General features: G+C 58.7%; 21 protein-coding genes and 2 pseudogenes. 10 read left to right on the forward strand and 13 right to left on the reverse strand.

Features of this window, described 5'->3' with window-relative positions:
• Nucleotides 1-1,000, forward strand: a 1,000-nt coding sequence (locus HMPREF3104_RS12405; RefSeq protein ID WP_168156338.1) for a hypothetical protein, incomplete at its 5' end; no start/stop codon positions are given.
• A 48-nt stretch (nucleotides 1,001-1,048) separates the two neighbouring features.
• Here the strand turns inward: HMPREF3104_RS12405 and HMPREF3104_RS01410 are convergent.
• A complete protein-coding gene (locus HMPREF3104_RS01410) occupies nucleotides 1,049-4,210 on the reverse strand; it encodes an error-prone DNA polymerase (RefSeq protein ID WP_070493604.1) in 3,162 nt (1,053 codons plus the stop codon).
• A 169-nt stretch (nucleotides 4,211-4,379) separates the two neighbouring features.
• On the opposite strand from HMPREF3104_RS01410, the gene HMPREF3104_RS01415 reads away from it, so the two are divergent.
• The 4 genes from HMPREF3104_RS01415 to HMPREF3104_RS01430 are packed head-to-tail and all read left to right on the forward strand — an operon-like array spanning nucleotide 4,380 to nucleotide 7,821.
• On the forward strand, nucleotides 4,380-5,276 hold the full coding sequence (locus HMPREF3104_RS01415) for a MetQ/NlpA family ABC transporter substrate-binding protein (protein ID WP_052205298.1): 897 nt from the start codon (nucleotides 4,380-4,382) through the stop codon (nucleotides 5,274-5,276).
• Nucleotides 5,277-5,288: 12 nt separating this feature from the next.
• On the forward strand, nucleotides 5,289-6,320 hold the full coding sequence (locus HMPREF3104_RS01420) for a methionine ABC transporter ATP-binding protein (protein WP_052205299.1): 1,032 nt from the start codon (nucleotides 5,289-5,291) through the stop codon (nucleotides 6,318-6,320).
• Nucleotides 6,317-7,021, forward strand: a complete 705-nt coding sequence (locus HMPREF3104_RS01425) for a methionine ABC transporter permease (RefSeq protein WP_070493607.1) — start codon at nucleotides 6,317-6,319, stop codon at nucleotides 7,019-7,021. The genes HMPREF3104_RS01420 and HMPREF3104_RS01425 overlap by 4 nt, the downstream gene beginning before the upstream one ends.
• A 17-nt stretch (nucleotides 7,022-7,038) precedes the next feature.
• Nucleotides 7,039-7,821, forward strand: a complete 783-nt coding sequence (locus HMPREF3104_RS01430) for an HAD family hydrolase (protein ID WP_246816297.1) — start codon at nucleotides 7,039-7,041, stop codon at nucleotides 7,819-7,821.
• On the opposite strand, the gene HMPREF3104_RS01435 is transcribed toward HMPREF3104_RS01430, so the two are convergent.
• Complete coding sequence (locus tag HMPREF3104_RS01435; RefSeq protein WP_070493614.1) at nucleotides 7,805-8,695, reverse strand: sucrase ferredoxin; 891 nt, start codon at nucleotides 8,693-8,695, stop codon at nucleotides 7,805-7,807. The genes HMPREF3104_RS01430 and HMPREF3104_RS01435 overlap by 17 nt on opposite strands.
• 93 nt (nucleotides 8,696-8,788) lie before the next feature.
• Between HMPREF3104_RS01435 and HMPREF3104_RS01440 the strand changes: the two genes are divergently transcribed.
• A complete protein-coding gene (locus tag HMPREF3104_RS01440) occupies nucleotides 8,789-9,436 on the forward strand; it encodes an AMIN-like domain-containing (lipo)protein (RefSeq protein WP_141738081.1) in 648 nt (215 codons plus the stop codon).
• A 26-nt stretch (nucleotides 9,437-9,462) separates the two neighbouring features.
• On the opposite strand, the gene HMPREF3104_RS01445 is transcribed toward HMPREF3104_RS01440, so the two are convergent.
• The 8 genes and pseudogenes from HMPREF3104_RS01445 to HMPREF3104_RS12690 all read right to left on the reverse strand — a co-directional run bounded on the left by HMPREF3104_RS01445 (nucleotide 9,463) and on the right by HMPREF3104_RS12690 (nucleotide 16,636).
• Complete coding sequence (locus HMPREF3104_RS01445; protein ID WP_070493617.1) at nucleotides 9,463-11,016, reverse strand: DNA polymerase Y family protein; 1,554 nt, start codon at nucleotides 11,014-11,016, stop codon at nucleotides 9,463-9,465.
• Between the two features lie 3 nt (nucleotides 11,017-11,019).
• On the reverse strand, nucleotides 11,020-11,754 hold the full coding sequence (locus HMPREF3104_RS01450) for a hypothetical protein (RefSeq protein ID WP_246816298.1): 735 nt from the start codon (nucleotides 11,752-11,754) through the stop codon (nucleotides 11,020-11,022).
• Nucleotides 11,755-11,812: 58 nt separating this feature from the next.
• Entirely contained in the window at nucleotides 11,813-12,529 is a 717-nt protein-coding gene (locus HMPREF3104_RS12675) for a GIY-YIG nuclease family protein (RefSeq protein WP_246816300.1), read from the reverse strand.
• Between the two features lie 52 nt (nucleotides 12,530-12,581).
• A complete protein-coding gene (locus tag HMPREF3104_RS12680; protein WP_246816301.1) occupies nucleotides 12,582-12,986 on the reverse strand; it encodes a hypothetical protein in 405 nt (134 codons plus the stop codon).
• Nucleotides 12,986-15,004, reverse strand: coding sequence for a DEAD/DEAH box helicase (locus HMPREF3104_RS01460; RefSeq protein ID WP_070493622.1), 2,019 nt, complete (start codon nucleotides 15,002-15,004; stop codon nucleotides 12,986-12,988). Before HMPREF3104_RS01460 ends, HMPREF3104_RS12680 begins: the two co-directional genes overlap by 1 nt.
• Entirely contained in the window at nucleotides 15,004-15,378 is a 375-nt protein-coding gene (locus HMPREF3104_RS12890; RefSeq protein ID WP_330910990.1) for a type IIL restriction-modification enzyme MmeI, read from the reverse strand. Before HMPREF3104_RS12890 ends, HMPREF3104_RS01460 begins: the two co-directional genes overlap by 1 nt.
• A pseudogene (locus HMPREF3104_RS12895) lies at nucleotides 15,379-15,843 on the reverse strand (type IIL restriction-modification enzyme MmeI); the annotation flags it as partial.
• Entirely contained in the window at nucleotides 15,800-16,636 is an 837-nt protein-coding gene (locus HMPREF3104_RS12690) for a DNA methyltransferase (protein WP_246816305.1), read from the reverse strand. The pseudogene HMPREF3104_RS12895 and the gene HMPREF3104_RS12690, both read right to left, overlap by 44 nt.
• A gap of 15 nt (nucleotides 16,637-16,651) precedes the next feature.
• On the opposite strand from HMPREF3104_RS12690, the gene HMPREF3104_RS01475 reads away from it, so the two are divergent.
• Nucleotides 16,652-16,969 (forward strand): hypothetical protein, encoded by a 318-nt coding sequence (locus tag HMPREF3104_RS01475; protein ID WP_246816306.1) that lies wholly within the window; start codon nucleotides 16,652-16,654, stop codon nucleotides 16,967-16,969.
• A 144-nt stretch (nucleotides 16,970-17,113) separates the two neighbouring features.
• Nucleotides 17,114-17,494 carry an HNH endonuclease gene (locus HMPREF3104_RS11905; RefSeq protein ID WP_083278868.1) on the forward strand — a complete coding sequence of 127 codons (381 nt, stop codon included), beginning with the start codon at nucleotides 17,114-17,116 and terminating at the stop codon, nucleotides 17,492-17,494.
• A gap of 245 nt (nucleotides 17,495-17,739) precedes the next feature.
• Here HMPREF3104_RS11905 and HMPREF3104_RS11910 read toward each other — a convergent pair whose 3' ends face one another.
• The 3 genes and pseudogenes from HMPREF3104_RS11910 to HMPREF3104_RS01480 form a co-directional block, all read right to left on the reverse strand.
• Nucleotides 17,740-18,438, reverse strand: a complete 699-nt coding sequence (locus HMPREF3104_RS11910) for a trypsin-like serine peptidase (protein WP_141738082.1) — start codon at nucleotides 18,436-18,438, stop codon at nucleotides 17,740-17,742.
• Nucleotides 18,439-18,452: 14 nt separating this feature from the next.
• Complete coding sequence (locus HMPREF3104_RS12230) at nucleotides 18,453-18,749, reverse strand: hypothetical protein (RefSeq protein ID WP_201822813.1); 297 nt, start codon at nucleotides 18,747-18,749, stop codon at nucleotides 18,453-18,455.
• Between the two features lie 105 nt (nucleotides 18,750-18,854).
• Nucleotides 18,855-20,047, reverse strand: a pseudogene (locus tag HMPREF3104_RS01480) (IS3 family transposase).
• 291 nt (nucleotides 20,048-20,338) lie between these two features.
• Here HMPREF3104_RS01480 and HMPREF3104_RS01490 point away from each other — a divergent pair.
• Both HMPREF3104_RS01490 and HMPREF3104_RS01495 read left to right on the forward strand, forming a co-directional pair.
• Nucleotides 20,339-20,716 carry an HNH endonuclease gene (locus HMPREF3104_RS01490; protein WP_070447350.1) on the forward strand — a complete coding sequence of 126 codons (378 nt, stop codon included), beginning with the start codon at nucleotides 20,339-20,341 and terminating at the stop codon, nucleotides 20,714-20,716.
• 248 nt (nucleotides 20,717-20,964) lie between these two features.
• A complete protein-coding gene (locus HMPREF3104_RS01495) occupies nucleotides 20,965-21,540 on the forward strand; it encodes a P27 family phage terminase small subunit (protein WP_014320313.1) in 576 nt (191 codons plus the stop codon).
• Nucleotides 21,541-21,601: the final 61 nt, after the last annotated feature.

Raw genomic sequence — 21,601 nt, forward strand, 5'->3', positions numbered from 1 at the left:
GCCGAGAAAAGCACACATTTTGTCACTTAACCCGCGGGTGATGGGCTTAAGAGACATTATCAAAATAAAAGCGGACACCGAAGTGCCCGCTTCAAAGGGAACTGTCAACCTAACGGTCCGTCTCCTTCTTCGCTGCCGAACCATCGACAGCGGATTGACTCATTATATCAAACATCTGACAGATATCGATGGCTACGCTGATTCTATGTCGTTAGGAGAGCCTTTAAATAAAGGGATAATTACAAACACGCTGCCACAACGTCGTTTCAGCAGTTATATTGACGCCGCCCAACAGTCGGTGGTCGATCCTGAAGCACTCTATGTTTGGGGAATTCGGATGGCGGGCGCTATCCAAGAAGCACTCGGTGTTACAGAAATCTATTTGCGGAATGCAATAGACGAGAGTTTAAAAAATTCACCTGATGGTAACCGACAATGGATTGCAAATTACCGCCTAGTCCCACACCTGAATCAACTTCTCGATTCTCGCGGCAACCCCTACTTCCGAGAAAGAACTCTGAAGGACCAAGTTCGGAGAAACCGCAGAGGATATAGCAGCTCTACCTCTAGAAACGCTATAACCCATGACGATCTTGTAGCCCAAACTTCGTTTGGATCCTGGGCATTATTACTCCCCGATCGATGGGAAAGGAATGCTCAGAGAAAGAGAGCCCGTGAGGAATTATGGAGATCGTGCTTACATAGCGCATTTCCCTGTCAGATACGCACCGCTTCACGGCGATCATCCGTCGGTGAAACTGTTGGTGAATACACACGAATCGCTGTTCACTTGAGGAATCGTGCGAATCATATTGATTCGCTTTTAAATATTGACGTGCTCGAGGCTTTCAATAAGTTTATTGTCCCTCTCATTTCCAGCATCGGTGCTGAGGAAAATGATGTCCTGATATCCGTGGAACGAATTGAAGCCACGTGGCATCTCCGCCCTTGTCAGTTGAGTACGCCAAAATATGACCTGCAACTAGCAACGCGCAGCTAAAGGATGGACGCTGGCGATTACGCTACCAGCCGCAGCGTCGAGTTCAGATCACCGGAAATCCCGTGATCCGCGGGTGAGCCACTCCCCCATCTCTAGCGGTTCTAAGCGATCAGCCACGATAGACACCGCCCCGGAAGCGTTTTGCACAATGCCACGCACAATCATCGCCTTTGCGGTGCGCGCCACCACACGCTGACGGTTCCATAATCCGACGGAGATAACTACGTTCATCAGGCCGGTCTCATCCTCCATACCCAGAAATGTCACCCCGCTGGCGGTAGATGGCTGCTGGCGGTGGGTGATAACGCCGGCGATGCGGACACGTGTGCCGTCTTCAACCAAGCGCAGCTGATCCGCGGGCACAACGCCGGCCGCACCAAGGGCGCTGCGCAGCATCTCTACCGGCATCAGACCAGGGGTGACACCGGTGGCGGCAACGTCGGCTGCCATGAGCTCAAACGCGTTCATGCCGGGCAGTGCTGGCGCGGAGATAGCGCTCACGCCCGGCAGCATGCCGTCGCGTTCGGTGGCGGCAATGCCTGCCTGCCACAGCGCCTGCCTGCGCGTCACGCCGAAACAATCCAAAGCACCTGCGCGCGCCAGCGCCTCAACGTGCTCCACGCTCAGCTCCGCCCGGCGCGCCAAATCCGGGATGTCTGCAAATGGGGCTGCGGCTTCTACTCGTGAAGCAGCATCCGCGCCGAGGCCGCGCACCAGCCCAAGGCCCATCCGGATTGTTGTGGAGTCCACGCACAGCGCCTCGCGCCCGGAGGCGTTCACACATACTGGCAGTACTTCTACGCCGTGGCGGCGGGCGTCTTGAATCAAGGACTGCGGCGAGTAGAACCCCATCGGCTGCGCACGAAGCAGCCCCACGCAGAACTGCGCCGGGTAGTAGTGCTTGAACCACGCGGAGAAATACACCAGGGATGCAAATGATTGGGAGTGGGATTCGGGGAACCCGTAGGCGGCAAAGGCCACGATCTTCTGCCACAACCGTTCCGCAACCTCCTCAGGGATCTGGTTGACCTCCCAGCAGCCGGTGAAGAAACGCTGCCGCATGGCCGCCATTTTCTCCGGGGAACGCTTCGAGCCCATGGCGCGTCGCACCGCATCGGCTTCGCGGCCGGAAAAGCCGGCGGCGTCCACGCAGATCTGCATCAGCTGCTCCTGAAACAGCGGAATCCCCAACGTTTTGCCCAGGGACTTCTCCAGCACCGGGTGGTCATATTCCACAGGCTCTAGCCCGTCGCGGCGCCGCAGGTACGGGTGTACGGATCCGCCCTGGATCGGCCCCGGACGAATCAGCGCGACCTCCACCACCAAGTCAAAGAAGCAACGCGGCTTCAACCTGGGCAGCGTGCTCATCTGGGCGCGCGACTCCACCTGGAATACGCCCACGGAATCGGCGCGGGCGAGCATGGAGTACACAGCGGCGTCGTCAAGCGGAAGCTCCCACAGGCGAACCTCGCGGCCGGTGGTGTCTAGGACCAGGTCCATCATGTGGTGCAGTGCTTCGAGCATGCCCAGGCCGAGCAGGTCGAACTTGACCAGGCCGGCGGACGCGCAGTCGTCTTTGTCCCACTGCACCACCGAGCGGCCTTCCATGCGCGCCCATTCGACCGGCACAACGTCTGCAATCGGGCGATCACAAATCACCATGCCGCCGGAGTGAATGCCCAGGTGGCGGGGCTGGCCGCGGAACTTGTCCGCCAGGGCAACCACGTTCACCGGCGGCTCCTCAATCCCCTTGGACCAGCTGTCGGCCGCGCCCTGCGCGTAGCCCAAAGCGCGCGCGGCATCGCGCACGGCACCTTTGCGGCGGTAGGTGATCACATTGGCCACCTGCGCGGCGTTCTCGCGCCCGTAGCGCGCGTACACGTACTGGATAACCTCCTCGCGCCTGCCGGATTCAATGTCAATGTCAATGTCCGGAGGGCCGTCCCGATCCGGCGACAGGAAGCGCTCAAACAGCAAGCCCGCTGAGACCGGCTCCACATTCGTTATGCCAAGTGCGAAACAGACCGCGGAGTTGGCCGCACTGCCGCGCCCCTGGCACAGGATGTTTTCGCGCCGGCAGAAATCCACCAGGTCATGCACGATGAGGAAGTAGCCGGGGAAGTTCAGCTCCTCGATTACGCCGAGCTCATAGTCAATTTGGGCTTTTGCTTGCCGACGCCACACCGCATCCCTCCCCACGTAACGCACCTGCGCCCCCGCGTGGGTGATTGAGCGCAAAAAGCTCATCTCGTTGTGACCCTCGGGGGTGGGAAACGTAGGCAGTTCCGGCGCAACCAGGTTCAGCGTGAAGGCGCACTGCGCGGCAAGTTCGGCGGCGTAGGCGATTTTTTCCTCACTACCTGGGCACATGCGCGCGATCTGGGCGGCGCTGCGCAGCCAGTTCGCGCCCATCGGGTGCAGGTCCCCATGCGCCTGGGCGAGCGACTGCCTGCGCGCAAGTGCGCGTTTGGCGGCGGCCAGGCGTGCCGCGTCCCGGGTGGCGGCGGCAGGCGCGGCAGTAATGATGGCCGGCAGCCGTGTTTGTGCGGCTATAGCGTCAAGCAAAGCGTGATTATCGGCATCTTCCGGGGTCATGGAGACCTCATATTCCAACACCACGTTGTCACTTCCGAAGGTGTCGACCAGGTGAGCGATATCACCCGCCCAGCGCCACCCGGCAAGTGCTATACACGTGCCGGCAAGTTCCTCCCCGATCACCTCCAGCGGCGGGTAGGCCACCTTGCCCTTTTCGCGCGTTGCCATATGCGCCCCCGCCATCAGGTGCGACAGGCGCTTATACCCCTCAGGCCCGCGGGCGATAACGGGCAGGATCCGCTCCTCCAGTCCCACACTCAAGGTCAGTTCGGCGCCAAATACCGTGCCCACGCCAGCTTCGGCGGCGGCCTCCGCAAACTTCACGGCGCCATAGAATCCATCACGATCCAGCAGGCCAACTGCCTGCAATCCCAGTTCCGCAGCACGCGCTACGAGCTCTTCCGGCTCGCTCGCGCCGCCGAGAAAACTGTAGGAGCTCACGGCGTGCAGCTCCGCAAACGGCATGAGCACTTCCGGCCGATCGCGTCGCCCAGCCGACTCTGCCCCCTCAGGCTCATCAACGTGCCCCACCGGCACAGGCGCAGGTCCCGGCCGGCCGGAGAGGATCCGCTCCAGCCGCGACCAGGAAAGTGGCGCTCCCCCGTTGAATCTCATGAGGGAAACACTAGCACTATCCGCCCGTACGTTCTAACGGTAAATCTTGATCTACAGACAGCTTGGTCAACCGTTACACCCCTTAATCGGGCCAGAAATAGACTAAGCGGTACATGGGGTGCTAAGTTCACTCCTCGTACATTCCCGATGCCTATAAAGGAGAACCCTCATGCGCGCATCTCGTATCACCGCCTCCCTGGCGGCACTGACCATCGCAGCAACCAGCCTGGTTGCTTGCTCCAACGAGTCCGACTCCGCTACCGACGCAGCTGCACAGGACGGCGACAACGTAGTGGTCAAGATCGGCACCACCGACGCTGACCAGCAGGCTTGGTCCGTCTTCGCCGACCTGGCTGCTGAAGAGGGCATCACCCTGGACATCGTGCAGTTCTCTGACTACCCGCCGGTCAACGAGGCCCTGGCGCAGGGCGAGCTAGACCTGAACAAGTACCAGCACATCCTCTACCTGGCTAAGTACAACGCTTCCTCCGGCAATGACCTGCGCGTGCTCGGCTCCACCGAGATCTACCCGCTGGCACTGTTCTGGAAGGACCACGACTCCCTGGACGGCATCGAGGGCTCCGAGATTGCCATCCCGAACGATGACTCCAACCAGGGCCGCGCCATCAACGTGCTGGTCCAGGCTGGCCTGCTCACCCTGAAGGAAGGCTCGGACGCGCTGGCTCCGACCCCGGCTGACATTGACGCTGCTGCGTCCAAGGTCTCCGTGGTTCCGGTTGACGCTTCCCAGACCCCGACTGCCTACAAGGAGGGCCGCCCGGCGATTATCAACAACTCCTGGCTGGACCGTGCTGGCATTGAGCCGACCGAGGCTATCTTCCAGGATGACCCGGCTTCTGAGCAGGGCGAGCCGTACATCAACGTCTTCGCGTCCCGCGCAGAAGACATTGACAACCCGACCTACCTGAAGCTGGCTGAGCTGTGGCACGACCCGGCTGTTGCTGAGGCTGTGCAGAAGGACTCCCGCAACACCGCTGTTGAGGTTGAGCGTCCGAAGGAAGAGCTCAACGAGATCCTCGACCGTCTGGTTGCAAACGAGAAGTAAGAGCTGTAATCCATGGCTAACACCGGCACCCGGGTCGAATTCCGGGACGTAGAAAAGGTATTTAAAACGGGCGGCCGCGAGGTCAGGGCGGTAGATGGGGTCACCCTTACCGTTGAGCCCGGCGAAATCCTCGGCGTCATTGGCTACTCGGGTGCCGGTAAATCAACGCTTGTGCGTTTGATTAACGGGCTTGATCAGGCGACTTCGGGGCAGCTGCTTTTAGACGGCACCGATGTGGTTGGCAAGTCCGAAAAAGACTTACGCAAGATCCGCCGCAACATTGGCATGATCTTCCAGCAGTTCAACCTGCTGTCTTCCCGCACCGCGGCGGCCAACGTGGAGTACCCGCTGCAGCTTGCGGGCATGGACAAGGCCGCGCGCAAGGCGCGTGTGGCTGAGCTGCTCGAGTTCGTCGGCCTGTCTGATCGTGGCCAGAACTATCCGGAGCAGCTCTCTGGCGGCCAGAAGCAGCGCGTTGGCATTGCCCGCGCCCTGGCCACCAACCCATCGCTGTTGCTTGCAGACGAAGCGACGTCCGCCCTTGACCCCGAAACCACCGAAGAGGTGCTGGGTCTTTTGCGTCGCGTCAACGAGGAGTTCGGCATCACCATCGTGGTGATCACCCACGAGATGGACGTGATCCGCGCTATCGCCGACAAGGTTGCGGTGATGGAACAAGGCCGCGTGGTTGAGTACGGCAGCGTCTATGAGGTGTTTTCCAACCCGCAGACCCGTGTTGCCGAGCGCTTTGTATCCACCAGCCTGCGCAACACGCCAAATGAGGTTGAGGAAAAGCAGCTGCTCAACGCCGCACCTGGACGCCTGTTCACGGTGGACCTGACCGACAACTCCGGCTTTTTCGGCGCTGCTGAGAAGGCTCGCGCGCGTGGCGTGTCGGTGCAGCCGGTACACGCCGGTATTACCACCTTGCAGGAGCACAGCTTTGGCAAGATGACGGTGCGCCTCAACGGCGATGACGCCGCGATCAATGAGTTCCTGCACACCCTGCAAACCACCACTGATATTCAGGAGATCACCCGATGAGCGCAAACGTGAGCGCAAACGTCAACGAGTTCCTCCTAGCAGAGGCCAACTGGGAGTGCCTCGGCCCCTTGTTCGTCGAAGCGATCGGCGACACCTTGTGGATGGTCGCCATCACCATGGTTGTCGGCGGTTTCTTCGGGTTGCTTCTGGGCGTGCTGCTCTACACCACCCGCTCGGGCGGCATTTTGCAGAACCGCGTGGTGTACACGCTGATCAACGTGGCCGTGAACTTCTTTAGGCCGATCCCGTTCATCATCATGATCGCCATGCTCTACCCCATCACCCTTGCGGTGCTGGACACCACGATTGGGCGCTCCGCCGCCACGTTCGTGATGTGCTTTTCGGCCACGTTTACGGTGGCACGCATTGTGGAGCAGAACCTGGTGGCCATTGACCCGGGTGTGATCGAGGCTGCTCGTTCCATGGGCGCCGGCCCGTGGAAGATCATCCAGTCTGTGATCCTGCCGGAGGCGCTCGGCCCGCTAATTCTGGGCTACACGTTCATCTTCATCGCCGTGATCGACATGTCCGCCATGGCGGGCTACATCGGCGGCGGTGGCTTGGGTGACTTTGCCATTGTGTACGGCTACCGCCAGTTCGAGCCGGCCGTGACGTGGGCTGCGGTGATCGTGATTGTGGTTGTGGTGCAGCTGGCGCAGTTTGTGGGCAACTGGTTGTCCAAGAAGGTCATGCGCCGCTAGTCACTACCATGAGGTGCGTGAAGATTGCGGTTTTCGATTTTGACGGCACCTTGTACCACCGCCGCCCAAACGGCACCTACAGCTTCAACCAGCAGGATTTAGAAGCAATCAGCGCCTGGCGCGACAACGGAAACCTGGCAGTAGCTGCCACGGGCCGGTCGCGCTCGGCGCTTACGTTTGCCATGCCCCCGGAAGATGCGCTGGTGTTTGATTACCGCGTGTTGTCCAACGGGGCGTCTGCAACCACCGGTGACGGCGCTGATCTGATCTACGCCTACCCCATTGACACTGACATCCTGCGCGCCGCGGTCGAAGAATTCGGCGACACCGAGGGCGTTGCCATTTTCGGCACCACGGTTGGTCCGGTCGATGGCGCGTTTAGCATCAACACCAAAACCGGCGACCTGTTCACGGACCACTTTGCACGCATGGAGCTTGCAGACATCCCGGATCACACCTTTGCTGTTGTGCCGATCCGTGTGACGGACCCTGCGTTACGACGCCACGTTGCCTCCTGGGCCGACCAATTCCCCCAAGTCACCGTCGCCCAGAACCTGGACTACGTGGACATCATGGCCAACGGCCGCAACAAAGGCACAGGCGTGCTTGAGCTGCTGGAGCACCTGGACATCAACCGTAAGGACGTGGAGATCTACACGTTTGGGGATTCCTGGAATGACCTGGACATGCACGCGATTGCGGATCAGTCCTTCAGCTTCACGCACTCGCCTGCAGACGTGAAGGAAGCCACCGACCACGTCATCGAGGACGTCGCCGACGTGCTCAGCGGCCTGGCGTAATGTTCTCCACGACCCAGCCCTTGCCGGTCTTCGGCGCCTTGCCGCAGGAATCCACCACGCCTTCGATATCTTTTTGGCGTAGTTTTACCTCGTATTCATCGCCAGTATCGCGGTTTTTCACGGTGACTGTTGCGGTTGGGTCGTTCGCGTTCGCGTCGATACGCACCTGCAACTGATCAATGCCCACCTTGATGCCCTGGTGGGACAGCGCAGCCGCAACGGCGATCTCCGCAGTCTGCTCTGGTGGGGTCAGCGTGCCGCGGCCGCGGTTGCCGGGCACGAAGAACAGGCCGTCATCGGCGTGCTCCAACATCGCGGAGGTCGCCTCACGGCTCATATGTCCGAAGCTGAACGCCCACGGCATCAGCATCATCGTCGGCGCAAACCTGTGGCCCTTGATGTGGGATGTCTCCCACACCTCATCACCACGACGCAGCTCATTGACCAGCGGACGGCCCTTCACCGCACAGCAGGTGTCACGCTTGGCGTGAGTACAGATCAAAAGCAGGGGCGTTGTGCGCAGTTTCGCCCCGTTTTTCCCCACCCCCGACAAATCCAAATCCAGCACGTCCTCTGGCCCATCCACGTGCAATACCTCAGTTATGCCCTGGTCGGCGAAGACGAGGTAGACGTGGTGATCCGTAATCTGGCGTGCTTCGCGCGTGGAGTGGCGGATCAGCAGCAGCGTAGCGTTGTAGCGCTCCACGTGTGCTTTGAGCTTGTTGGTGAGTTCCTCACCGAACGTGCCACCGTCGAGAACGTCGCGGCTCCACGCCCCCGGCCACTCAAAAAGCACATAGGTCGAGCCGGTCTTCGCGGTTCCGGGCAGGGCCTCAACCGCAACATCTGAGCAAGGCGGAGTTAGGGAAGTCATACCTCACACCATACTGTCTAACGTTTTTATAACCATTCCTAATTTTCACGCCTGTAGTTTTGCCCTGTACGCGGCGTTGGATAGCGTGAAAGTATGTTTGTTGCAGGGCGCGCGATTGCGGTGTTGGTGGGGACCTCGCTCATGTTGGGCGGCTGCGCTACTGCCACTCCCCCAGTCGCCGGCCATGGCCATCAAGCCTACGACGCAACAAGTACTCCCACTGCCCCAGCTACCAGTGCGGTCTTGGCGGGCATCACCCGCGACAGGGCGGACCACCGGGCAGACCACCCGGCAGACCACAGTGCAAACCTCTCCCCCGAATCCCAGCGCCCATCTGAGCCTGCCCAGCTTGCGATTTCCGGCGTGCGGGTGGACAGCCACAACAGTGCCGACGGTGTTGTTGACCGCATTGAGATGGACCTTGCAGGCGACGGTGAACCGGGCTGGTTTGTGGACTACACCGCAACCCCCATGAAAATCTCCGTGGGCAAGCCCCTGACTATGGACGGCCAGGTGTTCCTCAACATCAACGTCGACGGCACCATCCACCCCGGCGAGATCGGCGTGGACACCACAGAGCTTGTACAGATGGCCAACCCGTCTGAAAACGTGGTTGCCGTAGTCAACGGCGGCACTTCCGAAGGCCGCAGCCAGATCGTAGTGGGCTTGCGCGACAAGGCGCCCTACTCGGTGCAGATGCTGGATAACCCGAAGCGCCTGGTTATTGATCTTCAGCGTTAATACTGCGCCCGCAACTAGTACCGCAACTAGTACACGGCCTCTACTCGCCAGGCGCGCCGCGTCCACACCAGCAGCCACCCGGTGACCTCGCCTGCGAATTCACCACCGAGCTGACCGACAACCTGCATGCGTGCCGCCTTGTTGTGTTGCGCCTCTTGTCCCCACCACCCCTCATCTACCGGCCACGGACCCGCCCATGCGGTAACCAGGTATTTCTTCTCGCCCCACTTGAGTGCGTAGGGCTTGGATGACAGGAGGGCTTCGGCGGTGACGGTGATGGGGTTGGCGGTGGCGTCGATAAGCAGAATGCTCGAAGCGGGGTGATCGATGCCGCCGCCGAGGCGCGCGGGCAGCGGCGCGGGGATGGCGCCGGGCCAGGTGTGGTCGGTGGTGTCGGGTGGGGCTTCGCCGAAGGGGACAAGGCGGATGCGTTCGGCGACGCCACGGCCGCCAACCAGGTGTGGTTGGACAACTGCGTCGATACCAAGCTGGGACTGCACCCGCTCAATGACGCGGCGTGCGCCGTCGGATGATGTGCCTTGGGACCACAGCTCGCCCGCGATGTCTGGCTGAGCGAGTTCGAGTGGCTCCAGGATCAGTGAGGTGATCGCGCCAGCGCCGCCGGAGGTCAGCCAGCCGTCAAGCTGCCAGCGCACGCGATCCGCCGTGGCGTGCTCGGTGAGTGCTTCGCGGGTGCGCCAGATGCGTTCCACACGGGTGCCGTCTGCAAGTTCCGCGATAACTTTCAGGCGCAGGCAGTTGCGGCCAGTTTCTTTGAGACGCTCATGCAAACTCGCGGCGAGCGCGCGAGCGGCGAAGGCTGCCGCGTCTACACGTTCGATGGGATCTTCAGGGATGATCGCCACAGCGAGGTCCTCGGTGGGCAGCTCTGGTGCTACTCGACGATCCGGCGCAGCCACCGCCACCCGATGAATATGCATGCCGTGCGCACCGAAGCGCGTGGTCATTGCGGCAGGTGGGATCTCAGCAAGCTGGCCAAGCGTGGCAATACCGAGTTGGCCCAGCGTGCGCACAGTCTCTGGGTCGGCGGCAAGGGCGGTCTCTGCGGTCAAGGCAGTAATCGGATGGTTGGCCAAAAACTCGCGAGATTTTTGTGGCGGCACGATCTGGGAGGTACGCGCGGCGATCATGGCGGTGGCGATCTCATCGGCGGCACCGGCTTGGGTGTCGATGCCGCGTCTCGACACTGCGTCTATAAGCATCTCCAGCGCCACATCTTCACTGCCGTGAAACTTGGCGGCGGCCTGTAGATCCACAACCACCAAGCCCGGACGCAGTACTTCTACGCTTGCGGCGACGTCATCCAGGCTTGCGGCAAGGGAGGCGAACATGCGGCCGTCGCGGTCCGGATTGTCCTCAATGACCGTCAGCTCCGGCGCTGCCGCCTGGGCGTTTCGCACCCGCATGCCGCGGCGGATGCCTACGCGACGCGCCGCCTGCGAGCACACCTTAATCCGATGCTGGCTGGCAATCGCAATAGGTTCTTCCAGCGCATCATCATGTTCCAGCTTTGCCGCCTGCACTGGCCAATCCGGAAACCACAGTGCCGCGACCCGCATGGTTTAGGGCACCGCCCGGAGGTGGGTTGGTTGTTGTTCTTGTTGTTTCGGCTGTTTCTGGCCAAGCGTGACCGTGGTGCTGGCCGGGCGAGCGCCTTTATGCTCAACGCGCACGCGCAGGTCAATGCTTTGGATACGCCCTACGCCCTCGCCGATGCCGCGGAAGCCTTCGATGTGGCCGGTGATGGTGAGCGCCGGCGAGGGCACCGTGGTGTTGATAGTCAGCAGCGCGGCGTTGCCTTTACGCAGGCGTGCCAGCAAGGGACGCGCACGCACGGGCGTGAGCTCAAGCTGGGTTCTGGTGCGCAGGATAACCAGGTCGAGGCCTTCTGCAAGTACGCCCGCCACGGCGATGTCTTCAATGCCCGGTTCGGGCACTGCGATGATGCGTTCTAACCCTTCTTTGGAAATCGCCGCGTACGACAGCTCCGGCCACCCCACCACACCAACGTGCCCGCCGGCGGCAGTGACCTGGTCGATCACTTCCACGATCAGCGCCGGGGTGTCACTGCAATGCGTCACCGCTTGCCTTGGCAGCCCGTTGTTAGGCAGGACCTGCGACAGCGCTCCGTCGATAGTAAGGGTGCCATGCTTTTCAGCAACCGGGCGCACCACCTCCCCACCCAACGCCGCCATCTGGGCGCGCAACTGCGCGATTTGTTCCGCCCGGCTTGGGCGCTCTACTCCCGCGACCTCCTCCGGGAGCGCCGCGAGTGATCGAATAGACGTTCCACTCACAGCGTTTAGTATGCACCCCACCTAAAACACAGGCAACCGCCAAGGTCGAACGGGCTTTCTACTCTATTTCGATTAGGTCCTGCTGCGCTGGATCGTAAACATAGTTCACAATGTCACCCGACAGAATCAGGTCCACTGCATGATCAATCACTGGGAAGGGAACCAGGAACCACTCGTTCGCGTTTACTGCACCGCCTGCGGAATCCACAATGGACGCGTCCAACCGTGCGGAGGCGAACACTCGGTGAAGCAGGTGCTCCAGTGCTGAAGGCCGCAGGTTATAAGCGCGATAATCCGCGACTACCTCGACTGGCGCCATGAGGTACGTCGAGCTCTTTTCCGCGCCGCGGATACGCTTAGCCACCGGAGTGGTGGAGAACCCGATCTTGTACAGATCCTTCAATCCACGAATGTCTGGGTGGTCACTGAGTGAACGCAGCACGTAAATGTGTCCGGTCTCTACATCGGCATCACCGATCTCACTGACGTCAAACCCCGTACGGGTAACAGCAAATCCGCCCTGCTCCCCCATTCGCGCTGCGAAGGACTGTCGGTACATGGCGGATTCAGTGCCGTTCTCAAACACCACGCGGAGACGCTCCTTGCGCTGATCTTTATGCTTCAGGCTCTTCATCTCAGATTCACCAACCTCCGCGATGAAGGCCATGACACCGCGCAGGATGAAGAAGGCACCGGGAATGATTGTCTGGGCACCCTCAAACTTGGTCAGAGAGTAGGTGCCCTGTTCAAGCTCTGCGTGCTTCTGTTTGAACAAAGGCTCAAACTTTTCAAAATCTTTGCACCGCTTACGCAGCTGGCGGTCCGATTCAATCGGCGTATCCCGCTTTTTGTGGCAGTGAGGACGTGTCAAAGATTCCACCTGCGTTGCCAATCAGACCAAGGGGGTCCGAATTCAGCAGATCATCAACAGAGGTTGGTGCTTGTTCTGTTGCGAGCAGTCCGTAGGTATCCATATCTTCAAGAGCCTCAATTTTGAAGTTGCTCGCCCGGATCCCGGTTAGGCGCGCACCAAGCTTGCGCTCTGAGATGTTCATCGTCTCCGGGTCAGGTTCGCGGCCTTCTTTTTCGTAGAACTCCACAACCTCTTGGAACGCACGCTGAAGCCTGTCAGTTTCCGTTACCGGCAAGGGTTTTTCTGGTGTATCCAACAGCCCTTCATCGTCGCTTGCGATCAGGGCATCAAGTTGCGCAAGAATTGCATCATCTGTCATTACTGCTCACCTTCCCCAAGCTGAGCGGCTTCTGCCTGCTTTGCCTGCTGCTCACTTCTGCGCTCATTTGCAGCTTTACGCACTACCAAGAGTGCTTCTGCTAGCTGCTTTTCCTCTGCGTCATCAGAACGTCGGTCGGGATGACGCCCCTCCGCTCTCACCCACGCCTGAACCTGTGGGTATAACGCCATTGCTTCCTCAAGGCTCATATCAATGCGAGTTGTCGCAATCGCGTCGGAAATCAACGACAGCACGCTTGGCGTGACGGATTTCGACAAAATTTCGAAGGCACGCTGGAACGGATTAATGCTGTCAATCAGGTTGATGTTGAGCTCATCGATGTTGACAAACTGGTTCGCCATCTCAATGAACCGCTTGTCCCCAACCTCTTTGACCTCACCGGTCTTAATCACCGAATCAATGACCACCCGCTGACGGACCTGCTCAACCTCATCGTCCGAGAGGTCCGGATACTGCTCACGAATAATCTTCGGGATGAGCACTTTGTTGGTGGTCTGGGGATCAAGTTTGCCTACAGCTGCGCGTGCAAACGTATCGTCCTGGAGGATCGTGGCCTTGAGATTGAGATCATTGAGGTCATTGGAAACAATCTGTCGCACACGATCCGTGGTGAGCTCTTTGAGCCCTTCAATCTTGACCGTGTTGCCTTCAGAGCGCTCATCAGGGTTGAGCTTTGGCTTGAAGTCAAAGTTCTGGGCTAGCACCTGTTCCATCAACAGTGAGGCAGTGATTGCCTTGAGCATGTTGTTGACAGAGATGGTCACTTCGCTCTGTGCTGCGTCGGGTTCAGCCAGAAGGTTGGTGAATTGTGCATGCCTCTTGCCTTCGCTGTCACGTGTCACACGCCCGATGATCTGGATGATTTCAGTCAGTGAAGAGCGATATCCAACGGTGAGCGCATGCTCTGCGAATGGCCAGTCGAAGCCTTCCTTCGCCATGCCAAGGGCAATGATGATGTCCACGGCATCGCGGTTCTTGGAAGCAACGTCGGTCAAATACGTCAAGGTATGCGCACGTGCTTTCTGGTCCGTGTCATCTACAAGATCCGCAACGCGAAGTGTCTCACCGTTGTCTCGACGGCGGACGAGGATGATGCCGGTTTCTTCCTCTTGGCCGATCACTTCACCGATGGTGTCAATGATCTGGCCGACTTCTTCGATCTTGTCCTTGGTGGATTCACCCGAGTTCACGTTGGGAATGTGCAGGATCGTTTTCTTGTCTAGATCCAGCACTTGGTCAATCGCATCGGTGTAGCGACCTTGGTAAAAGTGGTGGCCGATACCTAATGATTTCAGGTACTGGTAGCCATTGAGCTGGTCGTAATAGTTGAAGGTGACGGAAGTAAACTTCGCTTCATCCTCCGGTAAGAGCACCGGCACGGTATCCCCGCGGAAGTACGAACCTGTCATGGCAACGATGTGCGCATCAGAGCCGTTCATCACTTCACGCAGCAAGTAGCCGAGGCGGCTGTTGTCTAGGTCTGCTGAGACATGGTGGAACTCATCGATTGCAAGCACTGTGCCATTGAATGCGTCTGGTGTGAGCTTTTCAAATGCGAAGCGCAAGGTGGCGTGCGTGCATACGAGCACCGCGTCAGGACCTTCCAGGAAGCGGATAAATTCTGCGACCTTGCTCTTGCTACTACCCGGAGTGCAGAGATTGTTTTCTGGTTTGATGTCCCAGTCTGCATAGAACCCGTGGGAGCGCAGATCAGTCGGTGCAAACGAACCACCGATGGAGCGCTCTGGCACTGCCACAATGACTTTCTTACGGCCCTGGTGGAAGAGCTTGTCCAGTGCGACGAACATCAGCGCACGTGATTTACCCGATGCCGGAGGAGCCTTAATCAGGAGGTACTGCGCACCACGTTGTTCGTAGACGCGGCGTTGCATTTCACGCATACCGAGTTCATCAGTACTTACCGAGGTTCCTGCCTGCGCATACTCAACCTGAATAATGCTTTCACGCGCGTTTGGATTTCCTGTTACTGCAGCCATTATTTCGCTCCTGCCTGGTCAGATTTTTTCACCGTTCTACGGCTACGTTTTGCGGCTTTCGCAGCTTCTTCGGCTGCAATCATTTCCTCGTACAACTCGAAGAGATCCGAAAGACGTGCCTCATCTGACTCGTAAGGTTTCTTGGAATACAGCGAATCCACTAAAGCATCGTTCGCCTCGTGTGCTTCGCGCAGGTTCCGCGGCATCGCCTCTGGGTCGTAGAGCTCTGCCAGCGTCTTTTCGCAGTGGTACTCACGCACATCCAGGATCCGCAGCGCAGTTTCCGTGAGTTGGTCTTTGTACTTTTCGATTCTCTTAGGAACCGGGAAGTTGTTGTAGACGATGGTGTTTGAATAGCGGTAGTCGGTCTTCATCTTCCCGCCGACGGCTCGAACCCAAGCCATATGCATCTTTGAAGTGAGCAGCGCAAACAGCCACGGTTCAGCGTCGTAGACCGCGAACGCAGCATTCGAAATGACGGTGTCCGGTCCGAGATACCCCATGGGGATATAGTCTCTTCGCTCAGAAGAAACCCTCGGCACAATGATGGAGTCTGTCTTTCCGCCTTTTTGCTCACGGAATTTCCAAGGTTCGGATGCCTTTTTACGTGTGCCAGCATCACTGCTGGAAAGCCGCTTAGCTTTCACTCTCTCAACCCGTTCACGAATCGGGTTGATGTCCAAGGCATCTTTCCTCTCTTCGTCCAAAATCTAGAGACAGTACCGTTCCTCGCCGTTGATAAATTCTTGACTGCCTAAAATTCGTCGAACAAATCGACTCGCATTTGGGTGATTCTCAACAATCCATCTCTTCGGCCGAGTTGAGAAGGAGGTTCCCACCGTCCATTGCCATGTTGCCGAATGTCATTTTCGGAAATATAGAACTCAGAGGCTTAGTACGCCGTGCAATCGAAATATTCCGCGCATCAGCCAAATAGCCGTTGATATTGCCCGCCTCTGTTTTTAAGTCATCGATGAATATGTACTTCGGCTGACTCGAGTTCGATCGCAGGCCAATCACAACAACGGTTACCCCCGCATTATGAGCAGCGTTGTTTTCCCACTTGAATGAGGTGTAAGCAAACCCGCTTTCGACGCCCATCTCAAGGATCATTGGAAACAAGAGTCCAACATGCTCCCCTTGAACTACCGAGTTGGTTGACACCAATGCGAGTTCTGCCGATGTCCCTGCAATGTAATCAGCGCCCTTGATAAACCAGAGAGCAATGTAGTCGAGATTTTTGTTAAACGGGCGATCCCCGAAAACAAACTTGTAATCTTCTTTTTGCTCAGCGGTTTGTTTCTTCGAACCAGCGTACGGCGGGTTTCCAATGAGGTACACTTCTTCCTCACCTTCGTTTGGACACACCGCATTCCAGTCCATGCGGGTCGCATTCCCTGCATGAACTTGGCCGGTTTCTTTCAGAGGGATAAGCGGAATCGCCACCTTGAACTGACGCTCAAATTCACGGTTCATTTGGTGCTTTGCAATCCACATAGAGAGGATCGCAATCTCCACAGCAAAATCATCAATCTCGATGCCATAGAAGTTCTGCAAGATTACCCACTCATGGAACACGCCGCAGGAGACACCAGCCACGTGGCAGATCAGCTTCGGGAGGATCTCGTCCACCCAGCCTCGCCTAGGTTGGATGGCCTGCCGCGCTATGTGAATCCGCACGGTAACGAAAACAGGATTGCTGCGACCTTAGACAAGATCGACCTGCTCGCCGAACGCCAACGCCAAGCCCGCGAATACCTCGACTGGTTCCTCCCCGCCTGGGGTTTGCTGTCGGAGGATGACAGGTTTGTGCTCGAGGCTTTCTTCCTCGGCGACGGTCCACAAGAAGACGCCGTCAACCTGGTGTGCGACCACTTCTACGTCGAACGCTCCACCGCGCACCAGAAGAAGTCACGGGCGCTGGGGCGGTTGGCGACGGCATTGTATGGGCCGAGTGGACTGTGAACCCACCCGCCAAAAGGTGCCGGCAAACGCGGATGACTTGCCCCAAACCAGCCCGTAACGTAGTAAGCGGTTGACAACTAGGCCAAGACCCCCAGACGCTCGGTAGCCCGTCTGGGGGTCTTGCCGTATTCGTGGGAGGTGGGTGTGGTACCGAGGAAACCGAAACGCCCCTGCTCCGAACCCGGCTGCCCAGAACTCACCGACCACCGCTTCTGCCCGGCTCACGCTCGTGCAGAAGACGAGCGGTACCGGACGTATCAGCGTGACCCTGCGATCAACAAGCGCTACGACCACCGCCGGCGCAAAATCCGCAACGCCTACATCCAAGCCCACCCGTTGTGCGAACAGTTCCAGACTCAGGGGCGTGTGACGCCAGCCCAAGAGGTTGACCACATCGTCCCGCTCGAAGATGGTGGCACGCATGATGAGGCGAACCTGCAAGCCTTGTGTAAGCCGTGTCATTCGTCCAAGACTGCGCGTGGTAACGACAGGTGGAGATACCGACGGCATGTGTATAAGAAATAATATGAGTAAGTTTGAACTGGGAAAGTATCACTGTTTTTACGGCGATGGCATGGGAGCGGGAGTAGCTGACTCCATTCGCTCTTTATTCCAATAATCACTCTGTTCAACAGGCGCTTGCGTTGATGTTGGAGAGTCCTGCACTGGAGTAGCTTGCCGTGAATAAAAGGCAAGAAAAACTATCCCGATCACAAGGCAGATAATAAATATTGCGACCGATATAGGCAACCAACTCCTCTTTATCAGGCTCATTTAATACCTTGGAAAAGGTTTTTTACCGCGTCATCGAAAGGTGTAGAAATCAGTAACTTACTTCCTGAAGTTGTACGGCGAGATGTTACACCGAAAACATGTCCCAGATTCGCATCGATTCTTGTTCGTAGCCAGGGGCCTCCACTTGCTCCACCGGTCATGTCGCAGGGCATTATCATGTCGCTGGACCAGAAACGCCACTTCTTGGTATTCCCATCACAGTAGTAAGGAGTTGTGCCATCGTAGGGTTTTTCTGCAGGCCAACCCCATATTCTCACTCCAGTTTGATTGTGTCCATAGTTATAAGCAAGTCCATTGCCACCAACTGTAGCCACTAGGGTCCTTCCGTTTCGAGGATGCACCGTGAAGAATGCTTGGTCGCGCGAAAAATCTGATGAGTTAGTCCATCCTGTAAACGTGTATGCCGTCTTCCAATTCCACAGACCGTATCCTGACGCGCCATTGTAGTAGGCAGGGGCGAATGCAACGTTTGAATGCCATCCTTCCCCTTTTCCCCCATGTACGCATTGGCCAGCGGTAGACACCACGTTTTTCGTCGGACCGTTAATTGCCGAACCTGAGCACACATAGTTTTTACCCTTATAGCTGAAAAATACTTTTCCAGCTGTTGAAGGTACTACGGCATTCCGAGTTTGTTGTCCTGGCGACAATTCGGGGTACACAGGATCTGACAAATCTTCTCCTAAGCTCAACCTTTTAGATCGCTCATCGGATGGGTTCGTATCGGTTTGATAAATTCGGGAGCTAATTTGTCTGCAGGAATTGCAGATCGCATCTTTTCTTCCGTCCAATAGCCTGTCGGATCTAATTCCCGAGCAGATGATCTTGACAGATCAACAGAGGGCGCATTGGCTGATACTGGCTGGTCACCTGTGTCGTCATCTGCAATTGGAGATGCGTGGGCAGGTGGCATCACGAAGCCTACAAACAATGCTAAGGTAGCGAGCAGAGCACTAACAGGTAGAGCTTGACGTCGAATTCTCATTATAACCCCCCATAATCTTCCCGATTCCACTCTTACTCTAGGTGGTTTTTAAGTAATGGACAAGGGTCTAAATGGGTCTGCTGAAGGTTTGGTTGAGCCCAGGGTTTATGCCGCCAGTGTAGTGGTGGGGGCCATGATTGCCTCGTACTCGACGGGGGTCAGTTTGCCTAGGCGTCGTTGTCGTCGTTTGCGGTGGTAGATCCCTTCGATCCATGCGACGATCGCCAGTCGTAGCTCTTGGCGGGTGGTCCAGCGTTGCCGGTCGAGGACGTTCTTCTGCAGGAGCGCGAAGAATGACTCCATAGGAGCGTTGTCACCACACGGGCCAACACGTCCCATGGAGCCGCGCAGCCCGAACTTCTTGAGGGCTTTGCGGTACTTCTTCGACCGGAATTGCGAGCCGCGATCCGAGTGCACGATCACGCCTTTCGGGAAGCCACGGTGATAGACGGCCATCGTCAACGCATCGACAGCGATCCGGGCCTTCATCCTGGGCTGGAAAGAGTAGCCGACGATCTTGTTGTGCCACAGATCCTTGATCGCACAGCAGTACAATTTCCCCTCGTCAGTCCAGTGTTCGGTGATGTCGGTGACCCACACCTGGTCAGGGCCATCAGCGACGAACAACCGCTGCACGAGGTCATCATGGACCGGCGCGCCGGCCTTGCGGTACTTGCGTTTGCGGCTGGTGATCCTCGAGGAGATCCCCGCAACGTGGCACAGCCGCCACACGCGCCGCTCCGAGATCTGGTAGCCCAGATCGTGGAGGTCGTCAGCCAGCACACGATAGCCGCCCTCGGGATCGTCCTCGTGGAGTTCGTGCAACACCTCGTGGAGTTCGTGCAACACCTCGATGAGGTGCCCCTCTTCCTGCTGGCGAGCAGAAATCGGCTGTTGGCGCCACTGGTAGTACCCCTGCTCAGAGAAGCCCAGTACCCGGCACGCCACCGCCACCGGCACCCGTAGCGGGGCGTTCTAGGCGGCCATCTCGCGGACGAGCGGGTACATCATTTTGGGGTCCGCAGATTCGCCTGCGAGAGATACGCCGCCGCGCGACGCAGCACCTCGTTTTCCATCTCCAACTCGCGGATCCGCTGCATCGCGGCCGTCATCTCGCGGCGTTCCTCGACGTCTGTGGTCGGCGTGAACCCGAGAGCCCGGAACCGGTCGTCCTTGACCCACGTCTGCAACGCGGACTTCGAGACTCCAAGGTCTCTACACACTTGCTTCTGCGACAAGCCGCTGTTCACCAGCGCCACTGCGTCACGCTTGAACTCGTCCGAATACATTCTTGGCACGATCGCCATCCTTTCAGCACGACCCTTCCAAAGTCATGCGGTCTTGGACTCAATCGAACCTTCAGCAGACCCCTGCTTCGCCAAGAAGCAGCGCGCCCTTGCCCGCTTCGCGCGTCTCTTGTTCGGCAGAGACTGAAGCATTGGCGCGCATGAGTGTCGCAAAGAGGGGATGACTTTCAGGGTGTGCCTGTCGCATGCTGTAAGTGGTTGAAAAGTAGGTCCCGACCCCCAGACGAATCATCACGGTCCGTCTGGGGGTCGTTGCCATGAACGACAAGGGCGGTGAGACGGATGCCTTTCAAACCCAAGCGCCCGTGCTCCCAGCCCGGCTGCCCCGAGCTGACCGAGACGCGGTTCTGCCCCGAGCACGCCCGCGCCGAGGACACCCGCTACCGGACCTACCAGCGCGACCCGAAGATCAACCGACGCTACGACCACCGGTGGCGAAAGATCCGCGCGGCCTACGTCGAAGCCCACCCGTTGTGCGAGGACTGCCTGACCCGTGGCCGGTACACGCCCGTGGCTGAGGTCCACCACGTGATCCCGCTCGACCACGGCGGCACCCACGACGAGTCGAACCTGCGCAGTCTGTGCAAGCCGTGCCACTCGCGCCAGTCCGCGCTCGATGGCGACCGGTGGCGGCAAGCCCCTCGGGTCTACAGCTACTAAAAAGCGCTGTGTGCCCGCCTGTCGCGGCCTCCCTGCTGACCTTCACCTGTGCCAGCTTCGAGGCCGCTGGCCCGGCACGAGGCGACGTGGCGCGCTTGCCGAGGGGGTGGGGGCGAGCGGATCTCCACAGCTGGGCTGCTCCTCAGCGGGCGGGGCCAACCGTGCGCAAAACCGCCGAATCAAACGGGGTATTGACCCCTTCACGCCCTCCACACCAGGGCACGATGCCCCAGGAAGGAGGCGAGACCATGGCCAAAGACGGCACCAACAGGGGCGGACGCAGGGTGCGCGCTGGGGCGAAGCCCGAGGCGCTTTCCGACAAGCTCGCCTCAGGTCGCCCCGCCACCCGGCTCACGACACCTGCCGAGCTCGATGTGTTCGACCTGGACGGCACCGACATCGGCGATGGTGCGCTGCTCGCAGGCGAGCCGATGCCAGAACCCGGCGAATATCTGTCGGCTGAGCAGCGTGACGGCCAACCGCTCGGCGCGGATTTGGTCTACCGGGAGACGTGGAGCTGGCTGGATGAGCGTGGCTGTACCGAGTTCGTCTCCAAACGGCTCATTGAGCAGTACGCGCAGGCGTTCGCTCGCTACATCCAGTGTGAGCAGGCGATTTCCAAGTTCGGTCTGCTCGGTAAACACCCCACCACGGGAGCTGCGATCGCCAGCCCGTTCGTGGCCATGTCGCAGTCGTTCGGCAAGCAGGCCAACGTGTACTGGTACGAGATCTTCGACATCGTACGCGCCACCTGCACCACCGACTACTCCGGCACCACACCAGGCGATGAGGTCATGGAGCAGCTGCTCAAAGCCTCCTCCTAACGCCCCGCGACCCCTTGTTTCGTTTCCTGCCTGCCCGGCACCCGGGCGGGCTTTCTTGTTG

Origin of the sequence: Corynebacterium sp. HMSC30G07 (assembly GCF_001806945.1) — a bacterium.
GTDB lineage: Bacteria > Actinomycetota > Actinomycetes > Mycobacteriales > Mycobacteriaceae > Corynebacterium > Corynebacterium riegelii.